The organism is Dokdonella sp. (assembly GCF_051958935.1).
Lineage (GTDB): Bacteria > Pseudomonadota > Gammaproteobacteria > Xanthomonadales > Rhodanobacteraceae > Dokdonella_A.
On record NZ_JBQCFP010000142.1, the window covers coordinates 1 to 11,950 of the forward strand.

9 protein-coding genes are annotated in these 11,950 nt (G+C 67.8%); 6 read left to right on the forward strand and 3 right to left on the reverse strand.

The annotated features are described in order from the left end of the window. Positions 1-188 precede the first annotated feature (188 nt). Both ACTHK2_RS14065 and ACTHK2_RS14070 read left to right on the forward strand, forming a co-directional pair. Positions 189-731, forward strand: a complete 543-nt coding sequence (locus ACTHK2_RS14065) for an ArsR/SmtB family transcription factor (RefSeq protein ID WP_440246348.1) — start codon at positions 189-191, stop codon at positions 729-731. A gap of 141 nt (positions 732-872) precedes the next feature. After that, a complete protein-coding gene (locus ACTHK2_RS14070) occupies positions 873-1,205 on the forward strand; it encodes an SRPBCC domain-containing protein (RefSeq protein ID WP_440246349.1) in 333 nt (110 codons plus the stop codon). Between the two features lie 180 nt (positions 1,206-1,385). On the opposite strand, the gene ACTHK2_RS14075 is transcribed toward ACTHK2_RS14070, so the two are convergent. After that, positions 1,386-3,401: a serine hydrolase domain-containing protein gene (locus ACTHK2_RS14075; RefSeq protein ID WP_440246350.1), complete on the reverse strand. Its 2,016-nt coding sequence runs from the start codon at positions 3,399-3,401 to the stop codon at positions 1,386-1,388. 375 nt (positions 3,402-3,776) lie between these two features. On the opposite strand from ACTHK2_RS14075, the gene ACTHK2_RS14080 reads away from it, so the two are divergent. From ACTHK2_RS14080 to ACTHK2_RS14090, 3 genes are all read left to right on the forward strand, one after another. Next, positions 3,777-4,928, forward strand: coding sequence for an SPFH domain-containing protein (locus ACTHK2_RS14080; RefSeq protein WP_440246351.1), 1,152 nt, complete (start codon positions 3,777-3,779; stop codon positions 4,926-4,928). A gap of 104 nt (positions 4,929-5,032) precedes the next feature. Then, complete coding sequence (locus ACTHK2_RS14085; RefSeq protein ID WP_440246352.1) at positions 5,033-6,337, forward strand: TFIIB-type zinc ribbon-containing protein; 1,305 nt, start codon at positions 5,033-5,035, stop codon at positions 6,335-6,337. Positions 6,338-6,359: 22 nt separating this feature from the next. Next, positions 6,360-6,611 (forward strand): hypothetical protein, encoded by a 252-nt coding sequence (locus ACTHK2_RS14090; protein WP_440246353.1) that lies wholly within the window; start codon positions 6,360-6,362, stop codon positions 6,609-6,611. Positions 6,612-6,955: 344 nt separating this feature from the next. Here the strand turns inward: ACTHK2_RS14090 and ACTHK2_RS14095 are convergent, their stop codons facing one another. Both ACTHK2_RS14095 and ACTHK2_RS14100 read right to left on the reverse strand, forming a co-directional pair. Continuing rightward, on the reverse strand, positions 6,956-9,205 hold the full coding sequence (locus ACTHK2_RS14095) for a hypothetical protein (RefSeq protein ID WP_440246354.1): 2,250 nt from the start codon (positions 9,203-9,205) through the stop codon (positions 6,956-6,958). Positions 9,206-9,552: 347 nt separating this feature from the next. Beyond that, complete coding sequence (locus ACTHK2_RS14100; protein ID WP_440246355.1) at positions 9,553-10,680, reverse strand: NAD-dependent epimerase/dehydratase family protein; 1,128 nt, start codon at positions 10,678-10,680, stop codon at positions 9,553-9,555. A gap of 218 nt (positions 10,681-10,898) precedes the next feature. Here ACTHK2_RS14100 and ACTHK2_RS14105 point away from each other — a divergent pair, with 218 nt between their 5' ends. After that, positions 10,899-11,657 carry a DUF1801 domain-containing protein gene (locus tag ACTHK2_RS14105; protein ID WP_440246356.1) on the forward strand — a complete coding sequence of 253 codons (759 nt, stop codon included), beginning with the start codon at positions 10,899-10,901 and terminating at the stop codon, positions 11,655-11,657. The last annotated feature ends 293 nt before the right edge of the window (positions 11,658-11,950 follow it).

Here is an 11,950-nt window from a genome sequence, read left to right on the forward strand (position 1 = left end):
GCGCGAGCTCTCCCGCGAGCGGGAGTTGTGATGGCACGGGCGCGCGCCGCTGTTCCCTTCTCCCGCTCTCGGGAGGCTGTTCCCTTCTCCGGCTCGCGGGAGAAGGTGCCGAAGGCGGATGAGGGAAGGTTGTCGCGAGCCCTCTAATCACCCCCGCCTTCGGCACGACCTCTCCCGGAGCGGGAGCGGTGACGCCACAGGCCCGCCCCGCTGTTCCCTTCTCCCGCTCACGGGAGGCTGTTCCCTTCTCCCGCTCGCGGGAGAAGGTGCCGAAGGCGGATGAGGGGAAACCGAGCGATACCTTCCGACCTATACCCGCACCGCACCGCTTGCATACGCGCCCGCGTCAGTCCACACTGAACCATATGGTTCAGCGTTCGTGCACCCATTTCAACGCCTCCTTCGCCGCGCTCGCCGACGTCACCCGTCGCGGCGTGCTCGAACAACTCGCCCGCGGCGACGCCTCCATCACCGACCTCGCCGACACGTTCGACATGACCCTCACGGGCATGAAGAAGCACATCGGCGTGCTGGAACTGGCGGGCCTCGTGACCACCGAAAAGATCGGCCGCGTGCGCACCTGCCGCATCGGCCCGTGCCGGCTCGAGGAGGAAATGGCCTGGATCGCACGCTACCGCCGCGTCTGGGACGCGCGCTTCGACGCGCTCGACGGCGTCATCGACGAACTCAAACGAAAGGAGAAAACCCGTGGCCGCAAGCAACGCCCGTGAATCCCGCCGCACCACGGTGCAGAAGACCTCGGACACCGAAGTCGTCGTCACGCGCACGTTCGACGCGCCCGCGCGCCTCGTGTTCGAAGCCTGGTCCAACCCGATCTGTTCAGGAAATGGTGGGTGCCCCGCTCGATGGGCATGACGCTCCGCTCGTGCGAACTCGACGTCCGTACCGGCGGCACCTATCGCCTCGAGTTCGGCGAAGACCCCGCGAACACGATGGCGTTCTTCGGCCGCTACCTCGAAGTGATCCCCGACCAGCGCATCGTCTGGACCAACGAGGAAAGCGGCGACGCCGGATCCATCACCACGGCGACGTTCGAAGAGCGCGACGGCAGGACGCTCTGCGTCTTGACCGAACGCTACCCGACCAAGCGAGCCCTCGACGAAGCCGGCACCGGCGCCCAGGATGCGATGCACGAAACCTTCGCCCAACTCGACGAGTTGCTGGCCCAACTGACGACACGCTGACGCATCCCTGTAGGAGCGCACCCTGTGCGCGACCGTCGCGTTTCGGTGCGCTGCACGCTGGGGTCGCTCACAGGGTGCGCTCCTGCAGGGGACGCCAGGGGTTCAGCGCGGCCCTCTCCCGCGAGCGGGAGAGGGGATGCGCGATGCATTCGGCGAATTCTTGCGAGCGACTTCGCCTGATCAGTTCTTGTTGGCGGCGGGCTTCACTTCGGTGAAGACATACTCGTGCTGGCCGTCGCGGGCGATGAGGCGGCGTTCGGTGTCGGTGTCGGCGCGCACGAGGAGGAAGCCGCTGGCCATCGGGTCGATCATCACGTAGGCGAGGCTGCCGTCGGTTTGCGGGCTGGTGGCGATTTCGGACTTGAAGGCGCCGACGTCCATCCATGCCTTGCCGCCTTCCTTGGTGACGATGATCTCGCCGAGCGCGTCGCTGTGGTAGCGCGGTGCGAGCGTGGCGAGGGCAGCGGTGTCGGCGGGGTACTGGATGAGCTTGCGTTGCGCGTCCCACGAGGCGCGGTTGCCTTTCGCGTTGGCGTCGGCGGTGGCGAGCGCCTGCGGTTCGCCGTCGAACATGATCTCGTTGAGGCGGCGCTTGAACGGGCCGCGCAGCATGACGCCCTCGTCGGAATTGGTGAGGATGACGGCGCCGACGTTCTGCTCCGGCCACCACATCATGTTGGAATGGAAGCCGTCCATGTCGCCGCCGTGGTCGACGACGGTGACACCGTCGCTCTTGTCGACCATCAGCGCCATCGCGTAGTCGCGGTCGACGCCGAGCGCGATCTGCGGCTGGCGGCGCTGCAGCAGCGCGGCTTCGCCGATGTAGCGCGTGCCGTCGGGAAGCACGCCCTTGCGGAGCTCCATCTGCACGTATTTCAGGATGTCGTTGACCGTGCTCCACGCGGCGCCCGCGGGGCGCGAGGCGCGGATCGTGTCGTTGAGGCCCATGCCCATCACGCGCACGACGTGGTCGATATCGTAGCCGTGCGGCGCGGCGTAGTCGCCGGTCTGCGCGACGGCGTAGTCGAACGTGGTGTCCTTCATGCCGAGCGGGTCGAACACGAGCGATTGCATCGCCTGGTCGTAGCCCTTGCCGAGCTCGGTACCGGGATACGCGATCTGCCCGCCGATGAAACCCGCGGCGGCGGCGAGCGGGTTGGAATACTGGAAGAGCTCGCCGAAGCCGCTCGTCGGCTGCATCGTGCCGAGCGTGGCCATCACGCTTTCGGGCGTCTGCTTCTCGCCTTCGAACAACCATTCGTAGTCCTGCCGCGGCAGGCCGGTGCACGCGCAGATGAGGTGTTTGACGAGCACCTGCCTGGTCGTGTCCGCGCTGCCGAGCTTGAACGCCGGGTAGACATCGGTGACGTGCGCGTTCCAGTCGAGCTTGCCGGCGTCGACGAGCTTGGCGAGCATGAGCGTGGTGAGCGCCTTGGTGTTGGAGGCGATCATGAAGCGCGTGTCGGCATCGACCTTGTCCGGCTTGCCGAGCGCGCGCACGCCGAAGCCCTGCGCCATGACGACCTTGCCATCCTGCACGATGCCGATCGCGACGCCGGGCACGTCGTATTCGCTGCGCATGTGCTCGACGAAGTCGGCGACCTGCTTGAGGCGCGCGTCGTCGAACGTGTGCGCGGTGCGGCCCTTGAACGATTCGCGCTTGTAGTCGGCGGGCAGCAGGCGCTGGTTGATCTTGCCGAGCTGCGAGGCGCGCTTTTCGGCGAGCGCCTGGTCGAGGTCGGCGACGAGCACGGTGAACTTCGTGCCGCGGCGGAAGACGCCCGCATACACCGCGCGCTTCGCGTTCGGCGGCACGTCGTAGTCGTAGAAGCGGCGCTGCTCCCAACCGTCACGCGGCGCGGCATCGTTGGCGACGAGGAATTTCGGCGAGAGTTTCAGCAGCTGCCAGCCCTGCTCCACTGCTTCGTCGGCGGTTTTCGCCGACGAATCCATGATCGCGATGCGCGAACCGTCGTTCTCCGGTGGCGTGAGGATCACGCCCTTGCCCTCCGCCTTCTGCGACCAGCCGGCGGGGAGGATGAAGGTCGCGTTGTGCGGCGTCTTCGATGGCTTGTCGGCGCTGGCGTTGGCGGATGGCCGCGCCGCGGCGGGCTTCGGGTCGGCGTGGACGTGCGGCGCAGCGAAGGCGAGCGTGAGCGCGAAGGCGAGCGCACCGAGGTTGAACGAGCGATCCATGGACGACTCCGGTGGAAGTGGCCGGTCGAGTCTCGATGACGTGGAACGCGTGGTGCAAGTGTCGTTGGTGCGCGAATGGAGTGTCTCGCTCCGAAGGCCCTCACCCCGGCCCTCTCCCGCACGCGGGAGGGGGGGAACAGCTGCCACCTCTCCGCAAGCGGGAGAGGGGGAACAGCGGTCACCTCCCCGCAAGCAGGTGTCACGTCTCCCCTCTTGCGGGAGAGGTCGCGCCGACAGGCGCGGGTGAGGGAACCCGGAGCGAGCCGCAGCCCACACGAACCCCCCACGCCTTCCGTCACTGCCCCCACCTCCCGGGGAAGGTATATTGCACACGCAGGCCGGCACGGTGCCGGCCGCGGAAACGCGGGAGACGTCATGGGTCTTGTGCAGGCAGCGGTGGGGGCGATCGGCGGTACGCTCGCCGACCAGTGGAAGGACTTCTACACGGTGCCGGACGGCTTGCCGGCGACGGCGGCGCTGTTCGCGGCGGTGCCGCGCGGCACGAATGCCGGGCGTGGCTCCAACACGAAGGGCTCGTCGAACATCATCACCGACGGCTCGAAGATCGTCGTGCCGGAAGGCTACGGCTTGCTGCTGTTCCAGGACGGCAAGATCACCGGCTTCGCGGCCGAGGCCGGCGGCTACGAGTGGCGCTCGGACGACATCAACTCCAAGTCGATCTTCACCGGCGGCGGCCTCGTCGACTCGCTGATCAAGCAGAGCTGGGAGCGCTTCAAGTTCGGCGGCCAGCCGGGTTCGCAGCAGGCGGCGTTCTTCGTTTCGCTGAAGGAGCTGCCGGACAACCGCTTCGGCACGCAGTCGGAAATCTACTGGGATGACGGCTTCCTCAACACGCAGGTCGGCGCGATCACGCGCGGCTCGTACACGCTCAAGATCGTCGACCCGATCCTGTTCGCGAAGAACTTCGTGCCCGCGACCTACCTGCAGCCGGGCCAGGTGTTCGACTTCACCGACATGGACAACGCGGCGGCCGCGCAGCTGTTCAATGAAGTCGTCGGTTCGCTCGCGCCCGCGTTCAGCCTGTACACGAACGATCCGTCCAAGGGCAACCGCATCACGAAGATCCAGCAGGATTCGATCGGTTTCGCGAAGAGCCTGTCGGATGCGGTGGAAGCGGCGTACCAGTGGAAGTCCGATCGCGGCCTCGCGATCGTCAAGACCGCGATCGTCTCGATCGAGTACGACCCCAACACGCGTGAGCTGCTGAAGAACGTGCAACGTGCGGACGCGCTCGCCGGTGCACGCGGCAATTCCCCCCTGCAGGCCAGCGTCGCCGCGGGCCTGCAGGCCGCCGGCGAAAACGGCGGCGGCGCGGGGATGATGGGCATCGGCATGGCGTCGGGAATGATGGGCGGCCTCGGCGGCCTGCAGCAGCCGGTCGCCCCGGCCGCACCGGCGGCAGACGACCCGGTCGCCAAGCTCAAGAAGGCGAAGGAGATGCTCGAGCTCGGCCTCATCACGCAGGCCGACTACGATGCGCTCAAGAGCAAGGCATTGGGGTTGTAACAAGGCAGACGCCGAAGAGCCCGCAAGCAGACACCATCGTCATCCCGGTTCTCGCCGGGATGACGCGATGGAATGGCTTACCCGAATTCGCGGACCCACGACACATGTCCAATGCCAACCCGCCACCGGGGCCTCGGTTCACCGGCCCCGGTTCACCGCAGGACGTTCCACCGATGCCCGGCGAGACCGGCATCGACCCGTCGACGATGCCCGAGCCGATCCGCAATGAGCTCGAAGCGCCGGACCCCGCCGCGATCGACACCGCGTCGAAGGAACTCGAGGACGGCGTCAACCGCTGCCCGAAGTGCGGTTCCACCGAGATCCGCCACAAGCCCGGCAGCGACCTGCTCGTCTGCCTGTATTGCCGCCACCAATGGCAAAGCGAACGCGTCGAGGAACAGTTCGGCCTCGGCGAAGGCATCGACACGCTGAAGGGGACGATCGTCGCCTCCGGCGCGCGCGACATCGCGGCCGACGCCAAGGCGCTCATGACCTTCAAGTGCAGCGGCTGCGGCGCGGAAGTCACGGTCAACACCCAGAACGCGATGACTGCGCGCTGCCACTGGTGCCGCCACATGCTCGGCGTCAACGAGCAGATCGCCAACGGCGCGGTACCGGATGCGGTGCTGCCGTTCCACATCAGGAAAGACGACGCGGTCGCGCGCATCCGCCAGTTCGTCGACAAGCGCCGCCTGTTCGCGCTGAAGGAATTCAAGGAACAGTTCACGCCCGAGAACGTCGTCGGCGTGTACCTGCCGTACATGATCGTCGACGGCAACGCGAGCGCCGACGTCCAAGGCCAGGGCGAGATCGAGACGCGCCGCTACACGCGCGGCACCGGCAACGACAAGAAGACCTACTACGACGCGGACGTCTACCGCGTCGAGCGCCACGTCGACTTCACCGTCGACGACCTGCCATTGGAGTCCTCGACCGAGCGTGGCACCCTCGACACACGTCGCAACACCAACAACATCATCAACACGATCCTGCCGTTCGACACGAAGAACGCGGTGAAGTGGAATGCGTCCTACCTCGCCGGCTTCACCTCGGAGAAGCGCGACCGCGACGTCGAGGCGCTGCGCCCGCGCCTCGAGGACCAGCTGCTGTCGATCGCGCGCGCGCAGGTCGAGGCTTCGGTGAGTCGCTACGGCCGCGGCGTGCGCTGGGAGCGCGAACGCCTCGACGTGCACGGCACGCGCTGGGTGTCGATGTACCTGCCGGTGTGGCTGTATTCGTACCACCAGCCCGGCAGCAATGGCGGCATGCTGCACTACATCGCGGTCAACGGCCGCACCGGCGAGACGATGGGCAGCGTGCCGGTGCAGCAGTGGAAGCTGCTCGCCACCGCGCTCACCGTCGGCACCGTGCTCGAAAGCATCGTGCTGTGGATCCTCGCGCACTCGTGAACGACATCATGGAGCACCTCTGATGAGCGACGACGGCGGCCTCTGGCTGCTCGCACTCGGCCCGGCCGGCGCGACCGGCCTGTACTGGGCGCTGTACCGCTATTACCGCAACACCGACAAGTCGCACGCGTTCGAGCGCGAGACGAAGGTGGAGGCGAAGCCCGTCACCGGGTCGGACGCCAAGGTCGACGAGGTGATCGGCACGCGCGAAACGCGCATCCGCGGCGACAACGTGCGCGCGTACCGCACGCGTGTGCAACGCGACACCTCCTAGCCCCCGCATCGCGCGCAGGACGGTACGCGCACGCGCGTGCCGCGAAGCGCCGCGATGGTCGCGCATCGCGAGATTGCGGCGGGAATCGCGCTGCGCGCTCGACCCGCCCTCCGAGGTCTTTGCGTTGCTCGCGGTTGGCTGCGTCTCCGCGCACGGCGGTACGCGCACACGCGCGTGCCGCCGGCCGGCGCGCTACTGCCATCGCGGCACGCGAACTCGAGGCGAATGGTCACGGGGTAAAGCTCGCAGGCTGGGTCAGGCCCGCAGCGGCGGCTTTCGGCGCTCGCCTGCGTCGATCCGCCCTACGACTCCCCTCCCGCGAGCGCGGGAGGGGAGCCTTCGCATCAAGGCGCCTCGAACCCGCTCTTGAAGACGCGATCGTTGCCGATGACCGCGACCGCGTTCGAGTACTCGGACGTGTCGTTCGTCGTGCAGGCCGGGAGGATGATGCCGTTGTTGCCGGCGAAGCACTTCAGCAGCCCCTGCCAGCCGCCGCCACCCGCGGGCGTGTCGGTCAGCGGCGTGATGTCGGTCGCGGTCATCACGATGCGGCGGCCGACCGCGACACTGCCGAGCGAAGCGGTGCAGCGACCGCCCGAGCAGGAGGCGCTGTTCGCCGGCAAGCCGCCGACGGTGGTCGTCACGAGCTGCTCGCCGAGGAAGGTCATCGCCGTGGCCGCGGTCGTGGATGCCGCATCGATCGAGTAGAACTCCATGCGGAAATTCGCCACGCCGTGCGTGCTGATCGTCCACACCAGCGTCGTGCCACCATCGTTCGTCGGCGGCGCGGCGCCGCCGCACACGCCGGACATCTCGTTGCCGATGCAGATGTGCGGCGGCGCCTGGTCACGGTTGGCGTAGTTGGCCGGGATTTCCGAATGCGGGCCGTCGGCCGCGTTCTCCGGATGCTCGAGGTCGATGTCGATACCGGTCAGCGTCTTGGCGTTGCCGAAAATGCGGTTGCGCTGGAACAGGTTGGCCCAGCCGTTCTGGTCGCCGCCGCCGTTGCGCAGCTTGATGCCGTTGCGCTTGTTCGCGACGATCGTGTTGGCGTCGTTCGCGCCGGGGCCGCCGATGGTGGTCGCGCTCGCCGCATTGATGTGGATGCCGTCGACGCCGTTACCGAGCGTGAGGTTGCCGGCGAACGCGGGGCTCACGCCGATCGAATTGCCGGTGATGCGCGTGCTCTGCGTGGAGCTGCCGCGCACCACGATGCCATGACGCGCGTTGGCCGCGATCACGTTGCTGCCGATCTCGTTGCCCGTGGTCGTCACGATGATGCCGTCGCCGGCATTGCCGTAGGCGGCCGAGTTCAGCGGCGTGCCGGACGGGAACTCGGCGAGGCCGATGGTGTTGCGCAGCACCTTCACGCCGTTACTCGCGCCGGTGATGAGGATGCCCGCGCTGTCGCTGCCGAGCGTGTCCGGGAAGCCGTTGTTGTTCGCGCCCTCGTTGTCCGAGATCACGTTGGCCGGACCGATCACGAGCGAGGTCATGCTCGGGTTGAAGCTCGTCGGATCGGTGTCGGGCTTGGTGTCGGCGACGATGCCGTTCAAGCCGTTGCCGATGTGCACGCCCTGCAGCGTCGCGCTGAGGCCGATGCGGTTGCCCATGATGAAGTTCGGCAGGAACACCGCGCCTGCATCGACGCGGACGCCGTTGGCGCCGTTGCCGCTGATGACGTTGCCGGGGCCGATGAGGTTGCCGAAGGTGGAGCCGACCAGGTGCACGCCGTCCGCGCCGTTGGGGATCGCGATGTTGCCGCTCACGTCGGTGCCGATCATGTTGCCGCTGACGGTGACGGCGGCGAGGTTCTCGCTGAAGATCTCGATGCCGTTCTGCGCGTTGCCGGAGATCACGTTGTTGCTGATGAGGATCGGGTGCAGCGATGCCAGCGCAGTCGCGAGGTTGCTCGAGAACGCCTCGATTCCCGAAGCGTCGACCGGCTGCACCGGGAAGTTCTGGTACAGGTTGAGCAGGAAATTGCTGCTCGTGTCCGGGTAGACGTGCGAGGCCGACACCGAAATGCCGTCGCCGCTGTTCGGCATCGCGACGAGGCCGGTGCCGTTCACGCCGATGAAGTTGCCGCTGAATACGTAGTCGTGGCCGTTCGCGCTGATGCCCGCGCCGCTGCAATTGCCGATCACGAGGTTGAGCAGCTTCGAGCCGGTCGCACCGTCCGCATGGCCGAGCCCGGCGGTGCCCGAGTCGGTGAGGTCGAAGCAGCCGTGGCCGTTGCCGTTGATCGTCGCGTGATTGCCGTTGACGGTGAACGGCGCGCGCATCTGCGTGAGGCTGCCATTGATGATCGTGATCGCCGCCACGCCGATGTTGATCACATGGCTGCCGGAGCGACCGTTGCCGAACTTGATCGCGGCGCGCAGCGTGCAGTGCGAGGTATCGCCAATGGCGGCGCAGTGATCCGTGATCGCCGGATCCTGGTCGGTGTCGCCACTGGAGTTGACGTTGTAGACGTCGGCCCAGGCCGGCGCCGCGATCGCGCACAAGAGGCCCATCGCCAGCCAGCGCGCACGGCGGACCGCGCGTGTCGAAGCATGGCCGGTGCGCTCGCGCGCGGGTCGTATCGGTTTCATGGTGCGTCCTTTTCCTTCCGGGTAGTGAACGGTTCGCGGGCGTCGAGCCCGGCCCCGGGAGTGCTCTCGGGAGCCTCCCATCGGGGTTCAGTAGCCGATACGAAAAAGAACCGGGGTTGCAGACAGACCGGATGCAAGGTTTTCGCGGGGCGCTCCGACTGCGGCGGCTCCGGCCTTCGGCGCGGACCGCCCGAACCTTCGTCGTGGCGCCGATGCGCGAGGTCCGCAGGCGGATCAAGCCGCGCAGCGGCGGATCCGCTCGCGGGCTGCGTCTGCCCGGAAGGGCAACACGCTTCATGCACGCTGCGTGTCGGCGCCTGGCCCCTTCGGCCGGCGTGCCGCCATGCTCAGGCAGGTCGCGCCCGCCAAGCCTTGAGCAGGTCCGACTCCTGCTCGGGCGTAAGGCCCGCGCGCAGCTTGGCGCGGCGTTCGGCCGGCTGGCTGCGGAACCAGGCGAGGAGATCGGTGAGCGTGGTCTCGAGCGGGCGGAACGTGAGCCCGGCGCGGAGCGCACGCGCGTTGCTGACGGCGCCGTAACCGGCCAGGCTGCCCGTGCGCGACACCCAGATCGGCAGGTCGGCACCCTGCGCTTCGAGGAATGCCGGCGAGACGTGCGTGTACGACGGCTTCGCGCCCGTCGCCTTCTCGCAGGCGTGCAGCAGCTGATCCATCGTCGTCGGTTTCGCGGGGCCGAGCGCATTGAACGTGCCGAGCGTGCCCGCCTCCGCGAGTCGGATCATCCATTCGCCCAGATCGCGCCCATCGATGAACTGCACCGGGTCGGCGCCGTCGCCGGGCACCAGCATCTCGCCGCCCTGCCCGACGCGGTGCGGCCAGTAGGTGAAGCGGTCCGTCTCGTCGCGCGGCCCGACGATGAAGCCCGGCCGCACGATCGTCACGCGCTCGCCGAATTGCCGGTGCGCTTCGGCCTCGCTCAGCGCTTTGAGCGGGCCGTAGAGGCGTTCGAGATCGGCGCGCAGCGATTCCTGCGTCTCGCCCATCGCGTCCTTGCCTTGGTAGACGGCGAGCGCGTCGCCCTCGTCGATGCCGCGCTTGCTGCCATCCGCGTACGCCGAAATGGAGGAAATGAAGAGATAGTGCCCGACCTTGCCGGCGAGCACCCGGCCCGCATCGCGCACCCAGAATGGCAGCGTCGTCGGGTTGTCGATGCACACGTCCCATCGGCGCCCTTTCAACGCGCCGAGGTCGCCGGTGTTGCGGTCGCCGAACAATTGTTCGACGTGCCCCGGCCATTCCGGCGACGGCCGCTTGCCGCGATTGAACAGCGTGACCGTGTGGCCGCGCGCAAGCGCGTAGTTGACCTGGAACGGGCCGGTGAAGCCGGTGCCGCCGAGGATCAGGATGTCGAGCGGCTTGGATGCCTTGCCGACCGGCTTGGCGTCGCGCGCGAACGCGAGGGACGGCCGCATGGCGGCCAGCGCACCGAGCTTGAGCAGGTCACGGCGAGTGGTCATCGAAGCCTCCGGATGTGTGCTCGGCGTGGCCGCGCGGCCGGCACCATCATGAGCCATGGGGCGGCCCTGGCCTACCGGTTTCTCGACGAATCGGCATCCGCCCGCGTCGAACCGCAAGCACATGGGAATCGCCATGCTCCGCAAGGCCGCGGCGACGCGCGTAGGGCGGTACGCGCAACGCGCGTGCCGCCGAAGGGCCGCGATGGTCGCGCGTCGCGATGGTCGCGCGTGTCGCGAGATTGCGGCGGGACTCGCGCTGCGCGCTCGACCCGCCCTACGCGGTCTTTGCGTTGCCCGCGGCGGGCTCCGAGTGCGCGGGCGGTACGCGCGCAGCGCGTGCCGCCGCCGACCCGCCCCCGGGGCGTGATCCCCCAAGGCGCCCCCGACGACAAGCGACCGCCACCGCTGTCGATCCCCATCGTCCCCGCTCGTCGTACCCACGAAGCCTTTCCACGGAACCCGAGGGAGCGATCACGATGACCCGAAAAACGGCCACACCTGCCACCCCCGCGCCGCGGAAATCACCCAAGGCGTCGACCCATCCCGCCGCCACCGCGCCGCTGCCCGAATCCCTCAACGGCAAAGCCAGCCCCGCCAAGGCGGCCACTGGCGACGCACCCGTGTTCGCCTACATCGCCAGCCTGCCGCAGCCGCAACGCGCCATCGCCGAACGCATCGACGCCCTCGCCGCGCGCACCTTGCCGGGTCTCGAGCGCAGCGTGAAATGGGGCATGTCCTATTACGGCGTCGGCGACGGCTGGTGCTTCTGCTGCGGCGCCTTCGCGAGCCACGTGAAACTCATGTTCGTCAACGGCGTCATGCTCGATCCCGTACCGCCCGTGACGCCGGTCGCGATGGGCAAGGCGACGCGCGGCGTCGAAATCGCCTCTGCCGATGACATCGATGAACGGCAAATCGCGGCGTGGATGAAACAGATCACGGCGGTGCCAGGCGTCGGGAAGCGTCCGCAGAAGTAGCCACCGACCATCGGCGCTGGTGCGCCATCCACGCATCGATGAGCGTCTCCGTCTGCTGCCTGCCGTCGGCGCATACTGGCCGTGGCAAGGCAACCACCCGGTTGCGCGACAGCGCATGAGAGGAGGCGCAGATGAGCAAGGGCATGAACCAGAAGAAGCAGGAAAAGAAGAAGCCGGCCAAGACCATGAAGGAAAAGCAGCCCGAGAAGAAGGAAAAGAAGGCGAACAAGAACTTCGCACCCGCCTGACGGCACCGGCATCTACGGACTTCGCCTCTCCGGCTCGCGGGAGAG

Coding starts and splice junctions, on each gene's coding strand:
- ACTHK2_RS14070 (WP_440246349.1), top strand. CDS start 873: ATGACGCTCCGCTCGTGCGAACTCGACGTCCGTACCGGCGGCACCTAT.
- ACTHK2_RS14075 (WP_440246350.1), bottom strand. CDS start 3,401: ATGGATCGCTCGTTCAACCTCGGTGCGCTCGCCTTCGCGCTCACGCTC.
- ACTHK2_RS14080 (WP_440246351.1), top strand. CDS start 3,777: ATGGGTCTTGTGCAGGCAGCGGTGGGGGCGATCGGCGGTACGCTCGCC.
- ACTHK2_RS14085 (WP_440246352.1), top strand. CDS start 5,033: ATGTCCAATGCCAACCCGCCACCGGGGCCTCGGTTCACCGGCCCCGGT.
- ACTHK2_RS14090 (WP_440246353.1), top strand. CDS start 6,360: ATGAGCGACGACGGCGGCCTCTGGCTGCTCGCACTCGGCCCGGCCGGC.
- ACTHK2_RS14095 (WP_440246354.1), bottom strand. CDS start 9,205: ATGAAACCGATACGACCCGCGCGCGAGCGCACCGGCCATGCTTCGACA.
- ACTHK2_RS14100 (WP_440246355.1), bottom strand. CDS start 10,680: ATGACCACTCGCCGTGACCTGCTCAAGCTCGGTGCGCTGGCCGCCATG.
- ACTHK2_RS14105 (WP_440246356.1), top strand. CDS start 10,899: ATGGTCGCGCGTGTCGCGAGATTGCGGCGGGACTCGCGCTGCGCGCTC.